Below are 25,528 nucleotides of genomic sequence, written 5' to 3'. Positions count from 1 at the left end.
TATTAATCCTCTCCAAGTATTCTAACTTCTTCCTCAAGCATTATTCCAAATTTAGCATTTACAGTACTTTTTACTACATACATTAATTCTAATAAATCTTTGGCTGTAGTATTTCCTAAGTTAACAACAAATCCACAGTGCTTCTCTGATACTTGTGCTCCTCTTAAAGTAAGACCTCTAAGACCACATTCTTCTATTAATTGCCCTGCAAAATGCCCTTTCGGTCTTTTGAATGTACTCCCAGCACTTGGTAAACTTAGGGGTTGCTTTGAAACTCTTCTTTGAGTAAAGTCCATCATTGTTGCTTTTATTTCATCATAGTTTCCTTTTTGCAGTTCTATCTCTACACATAAAACTATATAATCAGTTCTTGAAAGAATACTTTTTCTATATTCAAACGCCATTTGTTCATTTGTAAACTCAAATATATTTCCATCTGTATCCATAAGTTTTACAGATTTAACTATATCCTTCATTTCTCCACCATAAGCACCTGCGTTCATAGCTATGGCTCCACCCAATGTACCAGGTATTCCAGCTGCAAATTCAAACCCTTTTAGTTCTTCTCTTAAAACAGCTTTCCCTACTACAGAAAGCAATGCTCCTGATTGAATTTTAACATTAGTTCCTTTTATATCGAAATTATTAAGGTTGTTAGATATCTCTATAACAACACCTCTTATCCCGCCATCTTTCACTAATAGATTAGATCCATTTCCGATTATTAAATATGGAATCTTTTCTTTTTTTATTAATACCATTATATCACTTAATTGAGTTTCACTCGTTGGCTTAACTAATATATCTGCAGGTCCTCCCACTCTAAAAGATATATGTTTTTTCATAGGCTCATCTAACTTTACATTTTCTTGGCCTACGATATTTAACAAACTTTCATATATATATTCCTTATTCATATATTTCCTCCTAGTTTATACTATTTATTCATTATTTATCTATATAAATATATTATTAATTTCATCTATTTATATATAATAATGTATTAAAAAAAAAATAACAATATATAAAGGCTTTAAATTGCATTAAAAAAGCGTTGATATCACTATATCAACGCTGTACATTTTGTTTAATTAGTACTTTTTATCTTATTAGATTTTAGATAGGAATTATGATACAGCCAAGGAATTACAATTGCTCCTCCTACTATATTTCCTAATGTAACAACAACTAAATTAGTTATTAAGCTTCCCATAGTAACTTTTGCACCTAACATCATTCCCATTGGAATAAAAAACATATTTGCTACACTATGTTCAAATCCACATAAAACAAATAGCATAATAGGGAACCAACATGCAAATATTTTTGATACTATGTCTTGACCTGCAGTTGCCATCCATACACCTAAAACAACCAAAATATTACACATAATAGCTCTTAAAAATGCTTGTGTAATTGTAAGTCCTGTCTTGGTTTCTGCTATTGCTATAGTCTTAGTTACTGCATCGCCACCTAGAGTATCTGAGTAAAATACTAACAATACTAGTAATAATGATCCTATAAGGTTGGCAATCCAAACTAATGTCCAGTTTCTAAAAACTTGTTTCATAGTTATTTTCTTTTCCATTACAGCTAGTGTCATTAGGCAATTTCCTGTAAATAACTCAGCACCACAAATTACAACTAGCATAAGTCCAACAGGAAACACTATCGCTCCAACAAATTTCCCTAATCCTGGGTCTATGTTAGACATGGTCTGGCCAATTAATATGCTTCCTAATCCTCCAAAGCTTATAAAAAGCCCTGCTAATATTCCTAATAACATACAATTTTTTGTTGATAGTCCTGCTTTTTTTATTCCTACATTCACTGTAGTATTAGCTACTTCCCCGGGTGTTAACATCCTTTTGTCCATAAATACACCCCCCCCATTTTATTATTAATATACTTGCAAAAACATTATAACACCGTTTTCCCAGGTTTTGTTAAAATTTTGTTGAAATAAAATATTATCTTGTTTAGTAATAGGATTTTTTTTCTATTTTTATATTTAAATGTTTAATGTATACAAAATTAGTTTTTTATTGTATAATTACATCTGTTGTATTTTAAATAGAACAAAATAATTTGAAATTATATAAAAATAATATATTAAACTTTAATACGGAGGACTTTTAAATGTCAGATAAAAAAATGCTTATGCCCGCTGAAATAGCACAATATACTATTCAAGCTGGAATCAAAAAAGTTAATACACCTAGTAAAAAAGTTTTAGCATCTGCTTTCTTAGCTGGTGCTTATATAGCATTCGGTGCTTTAGGATCGATTGCTGCTGCTTATAACTTATTAGCAAACCCTGCTACTTACGGATTAGGTAAAATGGTTGCTGGGCTTATGTTCCCCGCTGGACTTATGTTTGTTTTAGTTGCTGGTGGAGATTTATTTACAGGTAACATACTTGTTACTTTAGCAGCTTTAAATAAAAAGGTTACTTGGATGCAAACATTTAAAAACTGGGCACTAGTTTGGATTGGAAATTTAATAGGTGCTGTTTTAGTAGCATGGCTTGTAAGTTTATCTGGAGTATTTGACTGGAGTAACGGATTATACGGTGGTGTTGTAGTAAAAACTACTATAGGAAAACTTGGATTCACATGGACTTCTGCTATAGCTTCTGGTTTATTATGTAACTGGATAGTTTGTGCTACTGTTTGGATGACATATGCTGCAAAAGATGTAGCTGGTAAATTATTAGCTGGATTCTTTGGTATATTCTTATTTGTATGTGCTGGATTTGAACATAGTGTTGCTAATATGGGTTATTTATTTGCTGGATTCTTCAGTAAAACTAATCCAGCGTTCTTAGAAGCAGCTCATAAAACTGCGGCTGATGCTTCTATTATAAGTATACCAAACATATTGATAAATAACTTAATACCTGTTACAATAGGTAACATATTAGGTGGAGCAGTATTTGTTGCTGGTGTATATTTCTTCTTATTTAATAGTAAGAATGATGATTCATCTAAAATAAAAAATGCTTCATAGTATAAATTAAGTTTTAATATTAAATATAATGATTATAAAGAGGTTGGTCTATTTTTAAATAGTTCATCCTCTCTTTTATTTATAATCAAAACATTCTTCTTTGGTGATTGACCAATTAGAATATATAATATTAATATAGTTATCATAAATTCTTAAGGGGGTAAATTATTATGGATTTATCTTTTTTTAAAGGTTCCGGTTATGAAATATGCCTTACTGCTGTATATTTAATTAATTTTTTAATTGTTTTAAATTTAATTTTTAGAGATAAGCGTAACATAGAAACTACGGTTGCATGGATACTTATACTAAGTACAATTCCTCCATTAGGGTTTGTTTTATATCTTTCTTTTGGTCGCGGTATATCTAAAGACAATATGTTTAAAATAAAAGAAGCTGAAGATAAAATAATTAAAAGTAGTATTTTAGATACTCATGTTAAGTTAGGACATGCTAACAAATTCGAACCCAATATAGTCGAACATAGAGATATGATTTATGCATTGGCTAATTCAAACAATGCTCATTTTACAGATAATAATAGCGTTGATATTTATTCAGAGTGTAATGGATTTTTTGATTCATTATTAGATGAACTTAGACAAGCTAAAAAATATATAAATATACAATTTTATATATTTAAAGATGATGATATTGGAAATCAAATTATAGACATTCTTTTAGCTAAAGCAAAAGAAGGTGTTGAGGTAAGGCTTTTATATGATGCCGTTGGTAGTAGATTATTTAGTGATAAATCAATAATCAAGCTAAAAAAAGGCGGAGTTAATGTTGGTTCTTTCTTTCCTTCTTTTATGAAAATAGTAAACTTCAACTTAAACTACAGAAATCATCGTAAAATAGTTGTTATTGATGGTAAAATCGGTTTTGTAGGTGGTAATAATATAGGAGATGAATATCTAGGTAAAGATTCTAAATTTGGCAATTGGAGAGATACTCATCTTAAGCTTACAGGGGACTGTATACGAGATCTTAACATACGATTTATACTAGACTGGAGATATACTACTAAAGAAGATTTAGATTTAAATAAGTACTTTAATTATGATTGTTATAAGACTACTTCTACTAACTCTCATTCTAACAACATAGGTATTCAAATAGTATCTAGTGGACCAGATATAACTGAATTAGATGAAATAAAATATGGTTATATTAAGATGATTCAAAATGCAAAAAAATATGTATATATACAAAGCCCTTATTTTATTCTAGACAAAACTCTTACTGATACTATAAAGATAGCATGTTTATCTGGTGTTGATGTTAGAATTATGATTCCATCTAAACCTGATCATCCATTTGTTTATTGGGCATCATATTCTTATGCTGGAGAATTATTAAAATTTGGTGCTAAGCTTTATACTTATGACGAAAATTCATTCTTGCATGCAAAGACAATTGTAATGGACGATGCAGTTTGTTCTATTGGTACTGCTAATATGGATATTAGAAGTTTTGAACTTAACTTTGAGGTAAATGCGTTTATATATTCTTCTGAAATTTCACAAAAGCAAAAATCAATTTTTGAAAATGATATTTTAAATTCAAGACAAATCACTTTAGACTTATACAATTCAAGGTCTACTAGTGTAAAAGTAAAAGAATCTATTTCTAGACTTTTATCTCCTGTCTTATAAGATAAATTTTTAAATAGCTTAAAGTGCTTGTTGTATAATTAAATACAACAAGCACTTTTTTACTTTTTTACTTTTTTTCTAATTAATTTTTTCTAAATTTTTAGTTAATTTATTGATTTTTTGTAATTTGGTAACTTTTATATACTATAATATAATTATCATTAATATCATTCAATTCAAAATAAATTCATCTACTGTCTATCCTTAAGTACGCTTTTTCAGCTATACCTTATTATTAATCCTTTACAAGTAATTAAATATAAGGATTTGTACACGTTAATTAATTAATTATTTTTAATTAAAATAGTAATTTCAAAATAAAAAGGGGGATTTATATGTGTGATTTTGTTTCATGCAACAAACAGTTATTTGAAAAACTAGATAACTTTATTGATGCTCTTCCAACTAAAGATGGTGCTTTAATACAAGTATTACACCATGCTCAAGGTATATTTGGATACCTTCCTAAAGAAATTCAACTTTATATAGCAAAAGCTCTTAATATAGCTCCAGCTAAAGTATATGGGGTTGTAAGTTTCTATTCTTATTTTACAACTGAAGCTAGAGGCGAATACAAAATAAGCGTATGTTTAGGTACTGTATGTTTTGTTAAAGGTGCTGATAAAATACTGGCTGAATTTGAAAAACAGCTTGGAATTAAATCTGGTCAAACTACCGAGGATCTTAAATTTTCTCTTGATGGCTTAAGATGTGTCGGAGCATGCGGTCTTGCTCCTGTAGTTGTTGTAAATGGGAAGGTTTTTGGTCAGGTTAAGCCTGAACAAGTTAGTGAAATATTAAGCTACTATAATGATTTAAGCTTAAATTGTTAAGGGGGGATAGATAATGAGTACAATAAAGTCATTTGATGAATTAAAAAATTTAGTTACTGAATTAAAGCCAATTCTTGATATGAGAGAAAATCACAATAGAAATAATCTTTCTAAAAGAGAAATATTAGTTTGTGGAGGTACTGGATGTACCTCTGCAGATAGTCTACAAATAATAGAAAATTTAAGAAGTGAAATTAAAAGTGCAGGTCTTGAAAATGAAGTTGAAGTTCACTTAACAGGATGTTTTGGATTCTGTGCCAAAGGTCCTATTGCTAAGGTCTTTCCTGATAACGTTTTCTATGTTCAGGTTACTCCAGATGATGCTAAAGAAATAGTAACTGAGCATTTAGTTAACCATAAAGTAGTAGAAAGACTACTATTTGAAGAGCCCTCTCTTGGCCATAAAAAAGTAGAGAAACATGACGATATGTCTTTTTATAAAAAACAATCTCGTGTTGCACTTAGAAATTGTGGTCATATAAACCCTGAAGATGTAAATGAATACATAGGATGCGATGGTTATGTAGCTCTAGGTAAATGCATATCTGAATTATCTCCAGAAGAAGTTATTTCAGAAATTAAAGCATCTGGCCTTAGAGGTAGGGGTGGTGCTGGATTCCCTACTGGTGTTAAATGGGAATCTTCTGCTCAAACACCTCCAGGACAAAAATACGTTGTATGTAACGCTGATGAAGGTGACCCAGGAGCATTCATGGATAGATCTATACTTGAAGGAGACCCTCATAGTGTATTAGAAGCTATGGCTGTATGTGGTTATGCAATTGGAGCTGACACTGGATACATCTATATAAGAGCTGAATATCCTCTTGCTATAGAAAGATTAAAAATCGCAATATCTCAAGCTGAAAATGCAGGAGTCCTTGGAAAAAACATATTGGGTACTGATTTTAATTTTAATATAGAATTAAAATACGGTGCTGGAGCATTTGTTTGTGGCGAAGGTACTGCTCTTATAAATTCTATAGAAGGTAAACGTGGCGAACCTAGAATGAAAACTTTTAGTTCATCAAAACGAGGCTTATGGGATGTTCCAACTTGTTTAAACAATGTTGAAACTTTTGCTAATATACCTGCAATAATAAACAAGGGAGCTTCTTGGTTTACTGAATATGGAACTGAAGACTCTCCTGGAACTAAGGTTTTCGCTCTTGGCGGAAAAATAAATAATGTTGGTCTTGTTGAAGTTCCAATGGGAACGACTTTAAGAGAAATAGTTTATGAAATAGGTGGAGGGATTCCTGAAGGAAGAAGCTTTAAGGCTGTTCAAACAGGAGGACCATCTGGTGGATGTATCTCTTCTAAAAACTTAGATACTCCTATAGATTTCAAATCATTAGGTGCAATAGGTTCCATGATGGGTTCAGGAGGTATGCTTGTTCTCGATGACTCTGACTGCATGGTTAATATATGTAAATTCTTCCTTGAGTTTACTGTTGAAGAATCTTGTGGAAAATGTACTCCTTGCCGTATAGGTAATAAACGTTTACTTGAAATGCTTCAAAAAATAACTGATGGTAAAGGAACCCTAAAGGATTTAGATGATTTAAGAGAACTAGCTACAACTATAAAATCTACTTCTTTATGTGGACTTGGAAAATGTGCTCCTAATCCAGTTTTAAGTACTCTTAATAATTTCTATGATGAATATTTAGCTCATGTTGTAGATAAAAAATGTCCTTCTGGCAAATGTCAGTCTCTACTTAGTTTTGTTATAACTGATGCATGTAAAGGATGTACTAAATGTTCTAAAATATGCCCTGCTGGCTGCATAACTGGCAATGTTAAGGAAAAACATACAATAGATACTACTAAATGCTTAAAATGTGGCGCTTGTCTAGATAGCTGTAAATTCAAAGCTATCATTAAACAATAATTTGGTTAGGGGGGATATCAATGAGTTTAGTTAATTTAACGATAAATGGAAAATCTGTATCAGTGCCTAAAGGTACTACTATTTTAGAAGCTGCTAAAAATATAAATGTTAAAATACCTAATCTTTGTCATTTGCATATGAGCGATATAAACATGGTTAATCAATGTGCATCATGTCGTGTGTGTATGGTTAGTGCTGGTAGAGGTTTAGTTCCAGCCTGTGGAACTCTTGTTAAAGAAAATATGAATGTCCAAACTAATACTAAAGAAGCATTGAATGCCAGAAAAAATGTTGTTGAACTTTTGTTATCTGACCATCCTCAAGATTGCCTTGCTTGTGAAAAAAACGGGAACTGCGAACTACAAAGCATAGCTGCTGATTTAGGAATAAGAAAGATAAGATTTAAAGGAGAACAATCCACTACTCCAACAGATAACTCATCTAAATCTATAGTTAAAAATCATGATAAATGTATATTATGCAGAAGATGCGAAACAATGTGTAATGAAATCCAAACTGTAGGTGTTTTATCTGGTATAAATAGAGGTTTTAATACTGAAGTTGGTACTTTCTTTAATGCTAATTTATCTGATACAGAGTGTACTTACTGCGGTCAATGTATCTCCGTTTGTCCAACTGGTGCTTTAACTGAAGTTAATAATATCCCATTGGTGTGGGATGCACTAAGCCAAAATGAAAAAACTGTTGTAGTTCAAGTTGCACCTGCTGTAAGAGTTGCAATAGGTGAAGAATTCGGCTTAGAGCCTGGGGATATATCAACTGGTAAAATGGTTGCAGCTTTAAGATCAATCGGATTTAAGCATGTATTTGATACAAACTTTGCAGCCGACCTTACAATATTAGAAGAAGCTTCAGAGTTTTTACACAGACTTAAAGAAAATCATAATCTTCCAATATTAACAAGTTGTTGTCCTGCATGGATAAACTTTGTTGAAAATAATTATCCTCAATTATTAAATTTACCTTCTAGCTGTAAATCTCCTCAAGAGATGTTTGGCGCTATAGCTAAAAATTACTTTGGACCTAATGTTATGAACGTAGATCCAAAAGACATGTATGTTGTTTCAGTAATGCCTTGTGTTGCTAAAAAATATGAGTGTTCTAGAAGTGAGCTAGGTCAAGGGGAAGTGCTTGATGTTGATGTAGCTATAACTACTAGAGAGCTAGCTAAAATGATAAAAGAATCTGGGATAGATTTATTAAACCTTGAAGAAGAATGTTTTGATAGTCCTTTAGGAGAATCTACTGGATCTGCTGATATATTCGGGGCTACTGGAGGAGTTTTAGAAGCTGCTCTTCGTACTGCATATGAATGGGTAACTAATAAAGAATTAACTGATGTTAACTTTACTCAAGTTAGAGGTTTAGAAGGAATAAAAGAAGCTAGTATAGACGTAGATGGAACTATAGTGAATGTTTGTGCAGTTAGCAGTCTTGGAAATGCCAGAAAAGTTATGGATGACGTTGCTAAGGGTAATTCTAAATATCATATTATAGAAATAATGGCTTGTCCTGGTGGATGTGTTGCTGGTGGAGGTCAACCTTATCATCATGGCGATTATGATGTAGTTAAAAAAAGAGCTAAAGGATTATATAACATAGACAGCAGTAAAAAATTACGTAAATCTCATGAAAATCCTTCTATAATTACTTTATATGATACTTTCTTAGGAAAGCCATATGGAGATTCTGCTCATAAGTACCTTCATACTCACTACTTTGACAAGAGCTGTGTATATGAAAAAAATAATAGTAAATGTAGCTCTCCTAAAGAAGCAGATGCAACTATTTAATATTAATTAAATTCTACACTAAAGAGAGGATAAAGATTATTTTTATAATCTTTATCCTCTCTTATTTTTATTTTTTTGTATCTATTAAATCAGATAATTTTTTTGTAAATTCTTGAGCAGCATCATATCCCATTCTCTTTTGTCTATAATTCATAGCTGCTACTTCAACTACCATCGCAGTATTTCTACCTGGCTTAACTGGTACAACTAATTTTTCAACTTTTATCTCTAAAATCGATTCATATTCTTTATCTAATCCTAGTCTATCATAATACTTCTCTTCATTCCAAGATTCTAAATGTACGACTAAATCGATTCCCTTTGAATTTTTAACTGCCCCTACTCCATATAAACTTCTTACATCTATAATTCCAATTCCTCTTATTTCTAAAAAATGTCTAAGTAATTCTGGAGATTGACCTAGCAACATGCTTTCATCTAACTTTCTTATTTCAACAGCATCATCAGCTACTAGTCTATGTCCTCTTTGAACTAATTCTAGTGCAGTCTCTGATTTACCTATACTACTTTCTCCTTTTATTAGCACTCCTATTCCATATACATCAACTAAGACTCCATGTAGTGTTGTATGGGGAGCTAGTCTATCATCTAAATAGTTAGATAGTCTATTTATAAACCTAGTTGTATTTCTTTTTGTAGTTAAAATTACCCTATTATGTTTTTTAGCAAATTTAATAACATCAGGCTTAACTTCTAAATCTCTAGTTACTACCAATGCAGGTATCTCATGAGCAAAAAATTTATCTAAAACTTTAGCTCTCGTTTGTTCATCTATATAACTAAAATAATTATATTCTGCTTTTCCTACTATTTGTATTCTATCATGTGCAAAATGTTCAAAACACCCTGCAAACTGCAATCCTGGGCGATTTATATCTTGAGAATATACATAATAATCTTTATCCTCAGGCATACATACTGACTCTAACTCTAAATCTTTTGCCATATCTTTAATTGAAACTTTGTCGACTAAATTCATATAATATTTATCCCTTTCTAAAAAAATTATATACACTTTTACAAGAATTCTTGTTCATTCCGTCTACTTCTAACAATTCTTCAAAAGTAGCTTTTTTTATATTTTCTATATCTTTAAAGTGATTTAATAAAGCTTTTTTTCTTTTCTCACCTATTCCTTGTATATCATCTAGAACTGATTTTGTCAAAGATTTATTTCTCAAACTTCTATGATACGTTATAGCATAATTATGAACTTCTTCTTGAATACCTGCGACAAACCTATACAAATTACTAGTTTTATCTAGCTCTATTTGCTTTTCCTGGGAAATAAGCCCTTTTGTTCTATGTTTATCGTCCTTATACATTCCCCATAGAGGAATTTCTACATTATGCAACTTTAATACTTTTTTTACTGCACTAACTTGCCCTTTTCCTCCATCTAATAATATTAAATCTGGTAAGTTTCCATATTTAATTCTTCTGTCAACTATCTCTGCCATAGAATCATAATCATTAGGACCTATTACTGTTTCTATTTTATATCTTCTATATTCTTTTTTATCTTTTTTTCCATCTGTAAATACAACCATAGATCCAATTGAATCTACTCCTTGTATATTAGAAATATCAAAAGACTCAATTCTTTTAGGTCTTTTTTCTAAACCTAGTATTTCCTTTAATTCATCTAATGCACCTATGCTCTTTTCATATTTTCTTTTGTTTGTATCTGAAAATTTTTCAAGATATTCTATAGCATTTTTTCTTACCATTTCTATAAGACTTCTTTTTTCGCCTTTTTGAGGTACTTTTATAATTACCTTTTGACCTTTTTTAGATGACAACCACTCTTGAAGTATAAAGCTATCCTCTATATCATCCTCTATTATTAATTCTTTTGGTATATACTCTTGTTCCATATAAAATTGTTTAATAAATGTTCCTAGTATTGCTGCTTTTTCGATTTCCATAGTGCCTTCTAATATAAAATGTTCTCTACCTACTATCTTTCCATTCCTAACAAAGAATACTTGAACACAAGCTTCATCATTAGCTCTTGCCATAGCTATTATATCTTGATTTAAATCAGAAGTAGTAGTATCTATTTTTTGTTTTTGCATCATATCTTCTAAGCTTTTTATTTTATCTCTATAAATAGCAGCATCTTCAAAATTAAAATCCATAGCACATTTCTTCATTTTTTCTTTTAGAAGTTCTATAAGCTTTTCTTCTTTTCCAGATAAAAATAATATAATTTCTTCTACCATTTTGTTATATTCATCCTTATCAACATTGCCTACACAAGGGCCCACACATTTTTTTATATGCAAATTTAAACATGGTCTCATTTTATTTTTTATTGATTTTTGAATATCAATATTACAAGTTCTAATTGGATAAGTATTTCTTATTATTTCTAATGTATCGTTTACTGCTCCAGTGTTAGTGTACGGTCCGAAGTATTTTGCCTTATCCTTTATAACTCTTCTTACCTTTAACACCCTTGGATACTCTTCATTTATCGTTACTTTTATATATGGGTATGTTTTATCATCTCTAAGTAAAATATTGTATTTGGGTCTGTATTGTTTTATTAAATTACATTCAAGTATCAAAGCTTCAAGTTCAGAATCGGTAATTATATATTCAAATTTATTAATATTTTTAACCATAGATACTACCTTCGAAGAATGATTTTTTGATGATTGAAAATATTGTCTTACTCTATTTTTTAAAGATATTGCCTTTCCTACATATATTATATTGTCGTTCTTATCTTTCATTAAATATACACCAGGCTTTGCTGGTAGATTTTTTAAATGTTGCTGTATATCAAACAATTTATTGCCTCCATTTTATGAATTATATTTTAATTATACCCAAAAATAAAAAAAACGCATAACTAATGTAGAATTACCTACTATTAGTTATGCGTTTTTCCTATTTCATATTATTTACTAGTACCTCTTCCACCATTTACTTGTAACATAAATGTAGATGCTGATTCTCTAGTTTTAAATTCTTTATTATCTTTATATTTATCAACATAGTCAGCAGTTAATGCGGCTCTATCTATTTGGCCATCTTCATATAAACTAACTTCTGCTCCTGTTTCTTTAACTACTTTATTATTTATTTTATTTAACTTAACGTTAGCTGCATCCCAGTAATCAGGGTTTTTCTCCATTGAGAATTGATCTTCCATTTTCCAAGTTTTTAGTGTAAATGGTCCATTATAAACTTGGTAGTCTACACCTGTTCCATATTTTTCTCCACAAGACTCAACGAATTTTTCATTTTGTGGGAAGAATACTTGGAATGACATCAACTCTGCAAAGTATGAAACTGGTCTAGTTAATTTAACTTCTAAAGTTTTATCATCAATTGCTTTTACTCCTACTTTATCTACACCTTTGTCTGGTGCTTCAGTTGCACCGACTATGTCGGCCATTATGTATCCATACTCAGATGCTGTTTCAGGAGTTAAAGTTCTCTTCCAAGAATATTCAAAATCCTTAGCTGTTACAGGGTCTCCATTTGACCATTTAGAGTTATCTCTTAATTTAAAAGTCCAAGTTAATCCATCTTCTGAAGCTTTCCATGATTCTGCAACACCTGGTTTTACTTTACCTTTTTCATCTATTCTTGTTAAACCTTCCATTGTAGTGTTCATAGTTTGGAAAGATGATTGATCTGTTGATTTACTAACATCAAGAGATGGTATATCTGATGATGTTGCTAAGTTAAGAACTTTATCTTTGTTATCTACATCAGCATATGTGTATGTGAAATCCGCTCCCCAAGTGTTATTTACTATTCCAGATACATATGGTTTTTCTAAATAAGAAGCACCTTTTTGGAATAATGGAGCTAAGAATCCATCAGATAGCATCATTTTTTCAGCCTCTGCATATTTAGCATAAGCTTCAGTTGTTGGTAATTTAGAAGCTTCATCAACTAATTTATCAAACTCTGCACTCTTGTATCCTGTTTGTTTAGAGAATTGATTTCCTGTTTTCATAGTTGATAAGAATGATAATGGATCTGGATAATCAGCTCCCCATCCTGAGAATGCTATATCAAAATCTCCATTAGTTTCTCTTTCTAATTTTTGCTCAAAAGGTAGATTAGTAACTTTTACTGTTAAACCTTCTAAATCAGCTAATTCACTTTGTACAAACTCCCCTGTTCTCTTTCCTGAGTCATGGTCAAATGTTAATAACTCAAGTTCTACAGTATCAAATCCAACTTCTTCTTTTGCTTTATCCCAAGCTTTTTTTGCAGCTTCTTCATCAAAATCAAATCCCATATCTTTAGTAAGATCTCCATAATCCTTACCATTATCTTTTGCTAACTTCTCAGGTGTATATCTATTCATAGGCTGTGATCCATTATTTAATATAACATCACATAAGGCTTGCTTATCTATAGCCATAGCCAAAGCATTTCTTGCGTTTTTGTTAGCAAGAACCTCTTCTGGAGTAGCTGCACCTCCGCTTCCACCTGAACTACTACATCCAGATAGCAAACTTGTGCTTAGTAAAGCTACTGTTGCCATTACTGTTAATTTTCTTTTTAAAAACATAACAATCACCCTCCCATTTTTTGCTGTTAACAAATAAACTTATATATTTAAAATTTATTGTATAGTATTTTTGATTAAAAATCATCTGTTTTTTTAAATTTTCTGATTTTTTTTAAGATAAAAAAAATTATATGTTTTTTTAAATTTTTACTTGATATTCCATCACTATGTCACTACAATTAGACTAATAAATAATTTTAGAGGTGGTGACAAAATGAAACATTTTTCTATACTACTTGCATTTAATCTAATTTCCAGCACAATTTATTCTATTTTTAGTGGTTTTAGTAGATTTTCTTTTATAAACTGCGTATTTACTATCGGAATGATTTATTTTCTATTTGGTGCAATGTGTTTTATATGGGAAAAAGGATTTTTTAATATAACTATATACGCATTTAATAAGTTAGGTCAACAACTTCAAAGAAGAAAAGGATCATTGTGTGATGATAATGATATTACAATAGATGATTATACTCATAGGGAAAATAATTTCTTCCTTACTAATAATTTACTGTTATGTGGTTTAATAATTTCTTCAGTTTCTCTTGTCATAAGTTTTATTTCAATATCATAATTATATAAAACTATTATTTTATCTATTAACAATTTTATCTACTAACGAAATCTCATTATGACTTTCTTGAGATACTATTTTTTAATAGTTTTAATTATTCAAAAGTAGATAGTTTATAGTTTTTAAATGTTATCAATTAAAAAAAGGGGGGGATTAGCGGTGTTTCGCTATATAATGAAACGTATTTTATACATGTTTATCACATTATTTGTTGTCATCTCGGTTACTTTTTTCTTAGTAAGGCTTCTTCCAGGTACTCCATTTAATGAGCAAAAGTTAAATGCACAACAAATAGCTCAATTAGAAAGTCAGTATGGTTTAGATGAACCAGTTCCAGTTCAGTATTTTAGATATTTGACTGGTGTATTCCAAGGTAAGTTAGGTACTTCATTTAAGCAAGCTAATCAAAAAGTTGAGGATATTATAAGTATTCGTATAGGTCCTTCTGCTATGCTTGGTGCTCAATCTTTAATCTTTGGTACTATTGTTGGTCTAGTACTTGGAATTATTGCAGCACTTAAACGAAACACGATTTGGGATTATACTTGTACTATTATATCTGTAATAGGAGTTTCGGTACCTTCATTTGTATTTGCTGCCTCACTCCAATTATATATAGGTACTAAATCTAATATTTTACCTATAACTTGGGGAGTTCCGTTAGGATCTGATTTTAGATATGTATGGACGATACTTCCATCTCTAGCATTATCATTCTTTACAATATCAAGTGTTGCTCGTTTTACTAGAACTGAGCTTGTTGAAGTTTTAAATTCTGATTATATAATTACTGCAAAAGCAAAAGGTTTAAGTAAAGGTACAGTTATAATGAAACATGCACTTAGAAATGCTTTAATACCCGTTATAACAGTTTTGGGACCATTAGCGGCAGGATTACTTACAGGTTCTTTAGTTGTTGAAAAAGTTTTTGCTGTTCCAGGTATAGGTGATTTACTAGTAAACGCAATAACTACAAATGACTTATTTATAATATCAGGAGTTGCTATAGTATATAGTGCTTTTTATATAGCAGTCATATTGATAGTTGATATTCTTTACGGTGTAATAGATCCTAGAATACGTTTAGCGGGAGGTAAGTAAAATGGTTGATAAGGTAATTATTGATGATCAAGAAGTGCAGTTAACAGCAGACTTATTCGAGCCTATTCCTGCACAAACTGGAGATAACGAGGCTATTACTAGACCAAGTATGACATTTTGGCAAGATGCTAGAAAAAGATTATTTAAAAACCCAGGGGCAGTTGTTGGATTAATAATACTAGTTTCAATAGTTTTAATGGCCATATTCGCTCCTATGTTTTCTAAATTTGATTATAAATCTCAAAATATAAGACACGTTAAAGTTCCTCCAAAGATGCCTATTGTATCGGCTTTAGGTGTTATGAATGGTAAAGATTCAAAAGGTGTAGATGTATATGCAGAAAAAAATATAGATGAAACTTATTTATTTGGTACTGATTCTCTAGGACGTGATATATGGACACGTGTTTGGACTGGTGCTAGAGTTTCTTTATTCATAGCAGTATTAGCAGCTATATTTGACTTAATTATTGGTGTTAGTTATGGTGGTATTTCAGCTTACTACGGAGGCAGAGTTGACATTATTATGCAACGTATCATGGAAGTTATCACAGGTATACCTTCATTAGTTGTAGTAACATTATTTATAATGGTATTTAACCCCGGTATAGTATCCATAGCATTAGCAATGGCTGTATCTGGTTGGACAGGAATGGCCAGAGTTGTCCGTTCTCATGTTCTAAGACTTAAAAACCAAGAATTTATATTAGCTTCTAAAACTTTAGGTTCTTCAGATATAAGACTTATCCTTAAGCATCTTTTCCCTAATGTTATTGGTCCAATAGTTGTAATGATAATGTTTACATTACCTAGTGCAATTTTTTATGAAGCATTTTTAAGCTTCATAGGTTTAGGTCTTCAACCACCTGATGCATCACTTGGTGTCCTTATAAATGAAGGTTTCCAAGCATTGCAAAATTACCCATACATGATGTTTATACCATCTACTGTAGTTTGTTTACTAATATTTAGTCTTAATTTACTTGCAGATGGTTTAAGAGATGCGGTTGACCCTAAAATGCGTAATCAATAATTAGTGAGGGAGATGAATTAAGTGGAAAAGTTACTACAAGTAAAAAATTTATGTGTTAGCTTCGGTACTTACGGCGGTGAAGTTCAAGCTGTTAGAGGGGTTACATTTGACTTACATAAGGGTGAAACATTAGCTATAGTTGGAGAGTCAGGTTCTGGAAAATCTGTTGCTTGTAAAACTATCATGAGAATATTATCTTCAAATGCAAATATAAAAAGTGGTGAAATATTATTTAATAATAAAGATTTGACTAAGCTTGGCGAATCTGAGATGGAAAAAATAAGAGGAAAAGATATTGCTATGATATTCCAAGATCCTATGACCTCTCTTAATCCTACTATGACTATTGGTAAACAAATCATGGAAGGAATTATAAAACATCAAAAAACTAGTAGACAAGAAGCAAAAGTAAAGGCTATGGAACTTATAGACTTAGTTGGAATATCTGATCCAGAAAAAAGATTTAAGCAGTACCCTCACCAATTTTCTGGTGGTATGAGACAACGTATTGTTATAGCTATATCTTTAGCTTGTAACCCTAAGGTACTTATTGCAGATGAACCTACAACTGCTCTTGATGTTACTATACAAGCTCAAATATTAGAACTTATCAAAGACTTACAAGCTAAAACTGGTGTTGCTGTTATATTTATAACTCATGACCTTGGTGTTGTTGCAAATATGGCAGATAGAGTTGCTGTTATGTATGCAGGTAAAATTATAGAGTACGGTACTTCTGATGATATATTCTATAATCCTCAACATCCATATACTTGGGGACTTTTAGGCTCAATGCCTACCCTAGATATAGGAGATAATGATTTATATAATATACCCGGTACTCCTCCAGATTTAATGCATCCACCTAAAGGTGATGCCTTTGCACTTCGTAGTGCTTATGCATTAAAACTAGACCATATAGCACAGCCACCTATGTTTAAAATTAGTGATACTCATCATGCAGCTACATGGCTTTTACATCCTTTAGCTAAAAAAACTGAAAGACCTATAAATGTAGGAGGAAGGAAGGTGAATATAGATGAATAAAAATGTACTATTAGAAGTAAAAAATATCAAACAATATTTTAAAATAGATAGAAAAACTACTGTAAAAGCTGTTGATGATGTCTCTTTTCATATATTTGAAGGTGAAACTTTTGGATTGGTTGGTGAGTCTGGTTCTGGTAAATCTACTACTGGTAGAACTATAATTCGTCTTTACGACCCTACCGATGGCGAAGTTATCTTTGATGGTAAAAATATTTCTGCTAAAAAACTTAGTAGAGCTGAAAGACATCATGTTAACAAAAATATGCAGATGATTTTCCAAGATCCTATGGCTTGTTTAAATCCTCGTATGACTGTTACTGATATTATAGCTGAAGGTTTAGATATACATGGACTATGTAAAAACAAAGAAGAAAGAACTAAAAGAGTTTATGAATTACTTAGAACTGTTGGACTTGATGAACAACATGCTAGTAGATATCCTCATGAATTCTCTGGTGGTCAAAGACAACGTATAGGGATTGCTCGTGCATTAGCTATAGAGCCAAAATTTATAATAGCTGATGAGCCTATATCTGCACTTGACGTTTCTATACAAGCGCAAGTTGTCAACCTTCTTAGAAAACTACAAAAGGAAAATGGTCTTACTTATTTATTTATAGCCCATGACCTTTCAATGGTTAAGTATATAAGTGATAGAATAGGTGTTATGCACCAAGGTAAACTAGTTGAATTAACTACTGCCGATGAGTTATACGAACATCCACTACATCCTTATACTAAATCATTATTGTCTGCTATACCTCTTCCAGACCCGGATTATGAAAAAGGTAGAACTCGTATAAAATATAATCCTAAGATGCATGACTATTCAACTGAAAGCCCTGAATGGACTGAGATAAGACCAGGACACTTTATATATGCTTCTAAAACTGAATTAGTTGAGTACGAAAAAGAACTTTCTTTAAATGAAACTAATTTATAGACATGATCAGTCTATTAATTAATAAAAAATAGGTAGATTTAAATCTACCTATTTTTTATTAATATAATTATATTATTACACCTACACCTAGCACCACTATAGATAGTATAGCTATAATTACTATTAGTGGCGTAACAAACTTTAACCACTTGTCATAAGTTACATTTACCATTGCAAGGGATGCTAGAATTAAACCCGTAGGAGTTATAAATCCTATAAGACCTTGTCCAAATTGATATGCACTTACTATTACATCTCTATTTACTCCTACAACATCTGCAAGAGGTGCCATTATAGGCATTGATAAAACTGCCAACCCAGAAGATGATGATATGAAAAATCCTAATACTATATATACAAAGAACATTACTGTAGAGAACATTACTCCACTCATATTTGAAACTAAATTACTTAAGTTATTTAATATAGTATCACTTATCATTCCACCGTCCATTATTATAGTCACACCACGAGCAAGACCTATCATTAGTGCAACCCCTAGTAACTCTGATGCCCCATCAACAAACTCTGACACAAACTCTTTCTCATTAAGACCTGAAATTAACGCTAATATAAATGTTACAAATAAGAATAGTGCTGTCATTTCTTCGAACCACCATCCTAATTCCTTAACTCCGTATACCATAACTCCAAAAGAAACTGCAAATATTATCAGCATAAGCTTTCTTCCCCATGTAAATTCAGGTACTTCAGCTTCATTATGGCCTTTTAGGAAATGTTCTTCCAACTCTTTCTTTTGAGAATGTATTAAAGATTGTGTTGGGTCTTTCTTTACTTTTTCTGCATATCTAACAGTATATATAACACATACTATAAGACCTGCAACTAACATAAATAACCTTATAGCCATACCACTTGTAAAATCTATCCCTGCTGTATTTGACGCTATAACTGTTGAAAATGGATTTACTGTTGATGCCATAGTTCCCATACATGAACCTAGATATATAGCAGCTATTGCTACCAATGCATCATACCCGGCTGCTAAGAATATTGGCACAACTATTGGATGAAATGCGATTGTTTCTTCTGCTAATCCAAAGCTTGTTCCCCCGATTCCTATAAGAACAGTGATTATAACTATTAACCAAGCTTCTTTTCCTTTTAGATTTCTAGATAAAGCACTTATCCCTGCTGTAAATGATCCAGTTTTGTTTATTACCCCTACTATACCACCTATTACTAGTACAAAAGCTATAATGTCTATAGAATCATATAATCCTTGTATCGGAGCATTTAAAAATGTTGTTACTGCTTTAAATACAGTTGGCTTTTCCTTAGTTAATTGCTCATAAGTACCTGGAATTGCCACAGGTTTACTTATAGATCCATCTGTAAATTTACTTAAATTAGTTTTTACACCTAAATCATCAAGAGTTTGTTGAATAGCTTCCTTTTCTGTAGTTTTACCGTTTGGTGATTCTATCACAAATGTATTAGTTTCTGCATTATACAATAATTTAGAATACTTTCCTGAAGGTATAATATAAGTAAGAGCTAATACCAATAACATAACTATAAGTATTACAGTATATGCTGTTGGAAATGAAAATTTAGATTTCTGTTTTGATGACATCCAATCGTCCCCTTTTATATGTTTTTTCATTTGATATCTTACTATATTCTTCAAAGTTTTAATTATTCCTTTATATTGTTTGTTCTTTGTTTATATTTTGACTTAACTGAAATATCTTTTTAAAAACATACCTGTATAAGAGCCCTCTACCTTAGATACTTCTTTTGGTGTTCCAGTTGCAATAACTTTGCCACCTTTGTCTCCACCTTCTGGACCTAGGTCAATTATATAATCACACGTTTTTATTACTTCTAAGTTATGTTCTATTACTATTATGCTATTTCCTGTATCAGCTAACCTTTGAAGTACATGAATTAACTTATCTATATCAGCCATATGAAGCCCCGTTGTTGGCTCATCTAATATATATAGAGTTTTCCCTGTTGGTCTTTTACTAAGCTCTGTTGCTAATTTTATTCTTTGTGCTTCTCCACCTGATAATTGTGTTGAAGGTTGTCCTAATTTTATATAAGAAAGCCCTACATCTACTAGCGTTTCCATTTTTCTTTTTATGTTAGGAATGTTTTCAAAGAATATAAGAGCTTCTTCTACATTCATGTTTAGTATGTCTGATATAGTTTTATCTTTATACTTAACTTGTAATGTTTCTCTATTATATCTTTCTCCTTTACAAATTTCACAAGGTACATATACATCTGGTAAAAAATGCATCTCTATTTTAATTATTCCATCACCTTTACAAGCTTCACATCTTCCACCTTTTACATTAAAACTAAATCTTCCTTTTTTATATCCTCTTGCTTTTGCTTCATTAGTTGACGCAAATAAATCTCTTATCATATCAAATACACCTGTATAAGTAGCTGGATTTGAACGAGGTGTTCTACCAATCGGACTTTGATCTATGTTTATTATTTTATCTATATTTTCTACTCCTGTTATTTCTTTGTGCTTTCCTGGTCTTTCTCTAAGTCTATTTATTTTACCTGCAATCCCTTTGTATAATATATCATTTATTAATGTACTTTTACCTGAACCCGATACACCAGTTATACAAGTGAATTTTCCTAGTGGTATTTTTACATTTAAGTTCTTCAAATTATTTTCATTAGCTTTAACTATTTCTAAATAGTTTCCATTACCTTCTCTAGTTTGTGCAGGTATATTTATTTGTTTTTTGCCACTTAAATATTGACCTGTCATAGAATCTGGGTTTTCTAATATCTCATCTAGAGTTCCCTGTGCAACTATTTCTCCACCATGTATTCCTGCTCCCGGTCCTATATCAACAACATAGTCAGCTTCTCTCATCGTATCTTCATCATGTTCTACTACTATAAGAGTGTTTCCTATATTTGTTAAATGTCTTAATGTCCCTATAAGCCTATCATTATCTCTTTGATGAAGACCTATACTTGGCTCATCTAACACATATAAAACTCCAACTAGTGCAGAACCTATTTGAGTAGCAAGTCTTATACGTTGTGCTTCTCCACCTGATAGAGTACCTGCTTTTCTTGATAAATTTAAATAATCTAATCCAACGTCTCTTAAGAATGCTGCTCTGCCTCTTATCTCTTTTAATATTTCATGTGCTATAAATTTTTGTTTTTTATTTAAATTTATATTATCTATATAATCTATAAGATCATTAACCGAAAAATCTGTAACATCCATTATATTTTTATTATCTACTGAAACTGCCAGTACTTCTTTTTTAAGTCTTGCACCTTTGCATTTTGGACAAGGTGTTTCTGCCATATATTCTTCTATTTTTTCTCTTGCATACTCAGAATTTGTTTCTCTATATCTTCTTTCTAAGTTTACTATTACTCCTTCGAATGGAGCTTTATATTGCCTTCTTCCTCCAAATTTAGACTCAAATATAAATTCTACCATCACTTTATCTTGTCCATAAAATAATTCATGCACAAAGTCCTCAGGTAAATCTTTAAATGGAGTAGTTAATGATACATTGAAATGATCTGCTAAACTTTGAACCATTTTGCTGTAATAAGTATCATCATTTCCATTAGCTGAACCCCATGCAGCTATTGCTCCTTGCTTTATAGATAAATCTCTATTTGGTACAACTAAATCAGGGTCAACTTCTCTACTTTCTCCAAGTCCATTACAACTTTCACAAGCTCCAAAAGGACTGTTAAATGAGAACATTCTTGGTGATAGCTCTTCTATTCCTATTCCATGTTCTGGACAAGCAAATTTAGTTGAATAAAGTATTTCTTCACAGTCTACTATTTGAGCTATAACAAGTCCATCTGATAATTTAACTGCCGTTTCTATAGAATCTGCAAGCCTAGTTTCTATACCTTCTTTGATTACTATTCTGTCTACTACTACCTCTATATTATGTTTTTGATTTTTATTTAATTCTATATCATCACTTACTTCATGGTTTTCACCATCAACTCTTATTCTAACAAATCCTTCTTTTTTTACATTTTCTATTATTTTTTTATGAGTACCTTTTTGCCCTCTAACTACTGGAGATAATATTTGCAACTTAGTTCTATCACTAAATTTCATCATATTATCGACTATTTCTTGTATAGTCATTTGGCTTATTAACTTACCACAAGTTGAGCAATGAACCTCTCCAACTCTCGCAAACAATAATCTTAAATAATCATATATTTCTGTAACTGTACCAACTGTAGAACGAGGATTTTTAGAAGTAGTTTTTTGATCTATTGATATTGCTGGAGATAAACCTTCTATATACTCTACATTTGGTTTTTCCATTTGTCCTAAAAATTGTCTAGCATATGCAGATAAACTTTCTACATATCTTCTTTGACCTTCTGCATATATAGTATCAAAAGCTAAAGATGATTTTCCTGATCCTGATAACCCTGTAAATACTATAAACTTATTTCTTGGAAGCTCTAAGTCTACATTTTTTAAATTATGCTCTTTTGCGCCTTTTATTATAATTTTATCTTCCATTTAGTTATTAATCCTTTCCTCTAGTTGTTTGATTTTATCTCTAAGTTCTGCTGCTCTTTCAAATTGTAAATTCTCTGCAGATTTCATCATTTCTATTTGTAAATTAGCTATGTTCTTTTTAATTTCATTTATATCATCAGTTTCTTTAATTCCATAAACTGTTTCTTCATCTGCTATTTTAGTTGCTTCTATACTATCTCTAACTCCTTTTTTTATAGTAGTTGGAGTTATATTATTTTCTTCATTATATAAATCTTGTATTTCTCTTCTTCTTTTAGTTTCTTCTATTGCACTTTCCATAGACCTAGTTATCTTGTCTGCATACATTATGACTCTTCCTTCTGAGTTCCTAGCTGCACGACCTACAGTTTGTATTAATGAAGTTTCTGAGCGTAGGAAACCTTCTTTATCTGCATCTAAAATCGCAACTAAAGATACTTCTGGTATGTCTAGTCCTTCTCTAAGTAAGTTTATACCTACTAATACATCAAATTTACCTAATCTTAAATCTCTTATTATCTCTACTCTTTTTAGAGTATCTATATCTGAATGTAAGTACTCTACTTTTATTCCTATTTCCTTTAAGTAATTAGTTAAGTCTTCACTCATTTTTTTAGTTAAAGTAGTTATTAAAACTCTTTCACCTTTTTCTATTACTTTGTTAACCTCTACTACTAAATTATCTATTTGATTATTTATAGGTCTTACTTCAATTATTGGGTCTAATAGTCCTGTAGGTCTTATTATTTGTTGTGCTATAGTTGATGAATGTTCTATTTCATAAGGTCCTGGAGTTGCACTTACAAATAATATTTGATTTATATTTTCTTCAAATTCTCCAAAATTTAGAGGTCTGTTATCATAAGCTGATGGAAGTCTAAACCCATTATCTATAAGCGAGCCCTTTCTCGATCTATCACCAGCATGCATTCCTCTTACTTGTGGAATCGTAACATGTGATTCATCAACTATTATCAAATAATCATCTGGGAAAAAGTCCATCAATGTATAAGGTTTATCACCTGGGTTTCTTCCTGTTATATGTCTTGAATAGTTTTCTATACCTTGGCAAAATCCTATTTCTCTTAGCATCTCAACATCATATCTTGTTCTTTGGTCTATTCTTTGCGCTTCTATTAATTTATCCTCACCTTTAAAGTAATTTATTCTTTCTTCTACTTCTTTTTCTATTTCTACAATAGCTTTTTCTACTCTTTCCGGTGTTGTTACATAATGAGATGCTGGAAATATTACTATATGATTTCTAACACCTACCATCTTGCCAGTTACATAATCTATTTCTGTTATTCTATCAATTTCGTCTCCAAAAAATTCTATTCTAATTGCTCTTTCATCGTTGTTCGCAGGAAATATTTCTAGTATATCTCCTCTTACTCTAAATGTACCTCTAGTAAAATTAATATCATTTCTTTCATATTGTATTTCTATTAAACGCTTTATAACTTCGTCTCTATCTTTTTCCATTCCAGGTCTTAAGGATACCATAAGATTTCTATAATCTTCAGGATCCCCTAACCCATATATACATGAAACTGACGATATTATTATTACATCTCTTTTTTCTAATATAGATGCAGTTGCTGAATGTCGTAGTTTATCTATTTCATCATTTATACTTGCATCTTTTTCTATATATGTATCACTATGTGCAACATATGCTTCTGGCTGATAATAGTCATAATAACTTACAAAATACTCTACTGCATTTTCAGGGAAAAATTCTTTAAACTCACTGTATAATTGAGCGGCTAGAGTCTTATTATGTGCAAGTATTAGAGTTGGCATCTTTACTTCTTGTATAATATTTGCCATAGTAAAAGTTTTTCCTGATCCAGTAACTCCTAATAATGTAGAAAATTTCTCATTATTATTTATCGCTGTAACGATTGATTTTATAGCAGTTGGTTGATCCCCTGTAGGCTTAAAGTCTGATTTTAGTTCAAAATCCAAAAATCTCACTCCTTTCTACGAACGTTAGTTCTTTATAATATTATTATATCATATTCTACTATATTTTAATTTTTTTAATAGATTTTTATATTTAGTGTTTTTGCATATTTTACCCAATATATTGTATTTTCAACCTAATTTATATTTTTATTATCATATATTTTTTATACAAAAACAAAGACCTCTATGGGGGATAGAGGTCTTATAAAATGGGGGAGATTAAGTAAATCTTTTTTCTATTAAGTTTTATATTATTATAATATCCATTTGCTTTAATTTTATACATTTTTTTATATATAAATTATTCTTCAAGTTTAATTCAATAATACTAATAAATTATAAGCCTTATTGAAAATCAAGTTTATTGAAATACATGTACTTAATTTTCTGTGCATTATAAAAAGCTCTAGGGCTAATACCCTAGAGCTTAAATAATTTAATATATAAAAAAAGATTACGTGGCTACGTCTTACTCTCCCAGGCAGTTGCCCACCAAGTACCATCAGCGCTAAAGAGCTTAACTTCTGTGTTCGGAATGGGAACAGGTGTATCCTCT

18 protein-coding genes and 1 rRNA gene are annotated in these 25,528 nt (G+C 30.9%); 10 read left to right on the top strand and 9 right to left on the bottom strand.

From position 1 onward, the window contains the following. Window positions 1-2: 2 nt before the first annotated feature. Window positions 3-917, bottom strand: a complete 915-nt coding sequence (gene murB / locus QOZ84_RS08340) for a UDP-N-acetylmuramate dehydrogenase (RefSeq protein WP_284132505.1) — start codon at window positions 915-917, stop codon at window positions 3-5. Between the two features lie 170 nt (window positions 918-1,087). After that, complete coding sequence (locus QOZ84_RS08335; RefSeq protein WP_284132504.1) at window positions 1,088-1,876, bottom strand: formate/nitrite transporter family protein; 789 nt, start codon at window positions 1,874-1,876, stop codon at window positions 1,088-1,090. 263 nt (window positions 1,877-2,139) lie between these two features. Between QOZ84_RS08335 and QOZ84_RS08330 the strand changes: the two genes are divergently transcribed. From QOZ84_RS08330 to QOZ84_RS08310, 5 genes are all read left to right on the top strand, one after another. Then, window positions 2,140-3,009: a formate/nitrite transporter family protein gene (locus tag QOZ84_RS08330; protein ID WP_284132503.1), complete on the top strand. Its 870-nt coding sequence runs from the start codon at window positions 2,140-2,142 to the stop codon at window positions 3,007-3,009. A gap of 170 nt (window positions 3,010-3,179) precedes the next feature. After that, entirely contained in the window at window positions 3,180-4,667 is a 1,488-nt protein-coding gene (cls, locus tag QOZ84_RS08325; RefSeq protein WP_331496543.1) for a cardiolipin synthase, read from the top strand. A 335-nt stretch (window positions 4,668-5,002) separates the two neighbouring features. Continuing rightward, a complete protein-coding gene (locus QOZ84_RS08320; protein ID WP_284132502.1) occupies window positions 5,003-5,500 on the top strand; it encodes an NADH-quinone oxidoreductase subunit NuoE family protein in 498 nt (165 codons plus the stop codon). A 13-nt stretch (window positions 5,501-5,513) separates the two neighbouring features. Next, entirely contained in the window at window positions 5,514-7,394 is a 1,881-nt protein-coding gene (locus QOZ84_RS08315) for an NADH-quinone oxidoreductase subunit NuoF (protein ID WP_284132501.1), read from the top strand. A 20-nt stretch (window positions 7,395-7,414) separates the two neighbouring features. Beyond that, window positions 7,415-9,208, top strand: coding sequence for an NADH-dependent [FeFe] hydrogenase, group A6 (locus QOZ84_RS08310; protein ID WP_284132500.1), 1,794 nt, complete (start codon window positions 7,415-7,417; stop codon window positions 9,206-9,208). 67 nt (window positions 9,209-9,275) lie between these two features. Here the strand turns inward: QOZ84_RS08310 and hprK are convergent, their stop codons facing one another. The 3 genes from hprK to QOZ84_RS08295 form a co-directional block, all read right to left on the bottom strand. Continuing rightward, window positions 9,276-10,208, bottom strand: a complete 933-nt coding sequence (gene hprK / locus QOZ84_RS08305; RefSeq protein ID WP_284132499.1) for an HPr(Ser) kinase/phosphatase — start codon at window positions 10,206-10,208, stop codon at window positions 9,276-9,278. A 7-nt stretch (window positions 10,209-10,215) separates the two neighbouring features. After that, complete coding sequence (uvrC, locus tag QOZ84_RS08300) at window positions 10,216-12,027, bottom strand: excinuclease ABC subunit UvrC (RefSeq protein WP_284132498.1); 1,812 nt, start codon at window positions 12,025-12,027, stop codon at window positions 10,216-10,218. Window positions 12,028-12,137: 110 nt separating this feature from the next. Continuing rightward, a complete protein-coding gene (locus tag QOZ84_RS08295) occupies window positions 12,138-13,772 on the bottom strand; it encodes an ABC transporter substrate-binding protein (protein ID WP_284132497.1) in 1,635 nt (544 codons plus the stop codon). A gap of 214 nt (window positions 13,773-13,986) precedes the next feature. Between QOZ84_RS08295 and QOZ84_RS08290 the strand changes: the two genes are divergently transcribed. The 5 genes from QOZ84_RS08290 to QOZ84_RS08270 all read left to right on the top strand — a co-directional run bounded on the left by QOZ84_RS08290 (window position 13,987) and on the right by QOZ84_RS08270 (window position 18,476). Further along, a complete protein-coding gene (locus QOZ84_RS08290; protein WP_284132496.1) occupies window positions 13,987-14,349 on the top strand; it encodes a DUF3899 domain-containing protein in 363 nt (120 codons plus the stop codon). 159 nt (window positions 14,350-14,508) lie between these two features. Further along, window positions 14,509-15,450 carry an ABC transporter permease gene (locus QOZ84_RS08285; protein WP_284132495.1) on the top strand — a complete coding sequence of 314 codons (942 nt, stop codon included), beginning with the start codon at window positions 14,509-14,511 and terminating at the stop codon, window positions 15,448-15,450. Window position 15,451: 1 nt separating this feature from the next. After that, entirely contained in the window at window positions 15,452-16,483 is a 1,032-nt protein-coding gene (gene opp3C, locus QOZ84_RS08280; protein WP_284132494.1) for an oligopeptide ABC transporter permease, read from the top strand. Window positions 16,484-16,504: 21 nt separating this feature from the next. Further along, entirely contained in the window at window positions 16,505-17,530 is a 1,026-nt protein-coding gene (locus QOZ84_RS08275) for an ABC transporter ATP-binding protein (protein WP_284132493.1), read from the top strand. Continuing rightward, a complete protein-coding gene (locus QOZ84_RS08270) occupies window positions 17,523-18,476 on the top strand; it encodes an ABC transporter ATP-binding protein (RefSeq protein ID WP_284132492.1) in 954 nt (317 codons plus the stop codon). The genes QOZ84_RS08275 and QOZ84_RS08270 overlap by 8 nt, the downstream gene beginning before the upstream one ends. A gap of 67 nt (window positions 18,477-18,543) precedes the next feature. On the opposite strand, the gene QOZ84_RS08265 is transcribed toward QOZ84_RS08270, so the two are convergent. From QOZ84_RS08265 to rrf, 4 genes are all read right to left on the bottom strand, one after another. Next, complete coding sequence (locus tag QOZ84_RS08265) at window positions 18,544-20,073, bottom strand: YfcC family protein (RefSeq protein ID WP_284132491.1); 1,530 nt, start codon at window positions 20,071-20,073, stop codon at window positions 18,544-18,546. A 102-nt stretch (window positions 20,074-20,175) separates the two neighbouring features. Continuing rightward, a complete protein-coding gene (uvrA, locus tag QOZ84_RS08260) occupies window positions 20,176-23,001 on the bottom strand; it encodes an excinuclease ABC subunit UvrA (protein WP_284132490.1) in 2,826 nt (941 codons plus the stop codon). Beyond that, window positions 23,002-24,972: an excinuclease ABC subunit UvrB gene (gene uvrB, locus QOZ84_RS08255; RefSeq protein ID WP_284132489.1), complete on the bottom strand. Its 1,971-nt coding sequence runs from the start codon at window positions 24,970-24,972 to the stop codon at window positions 23,002-23,004. It abuts the gene before it with no gap. A gap of 456 nt (window positions 24,973-25,428) precedes the next feature. Continuing rightward, window positions 25,429-25,528 (bottom strand): 5S ribosomal RNA (rrf, locus tag QOZ84_RS08250); the annotation flags it as partial.

This window comes from Romboutsia sedimentorum (assembly GCF_030131845.1).
In the GTDB taxonomy this organism is placed as follows: domain Bacteria; phylum Bacillota; class Clostridia; order Peptostreptococcales; family Peptostreptococcaceae; genus Romboutsia_D; species Romboutsia_D sedimentorum.
The sequence above is the reverse complement of the archived record's forward strand: the minus strand, read 5'-3'. Positions and strand labels throughout refer to the sequence as shown.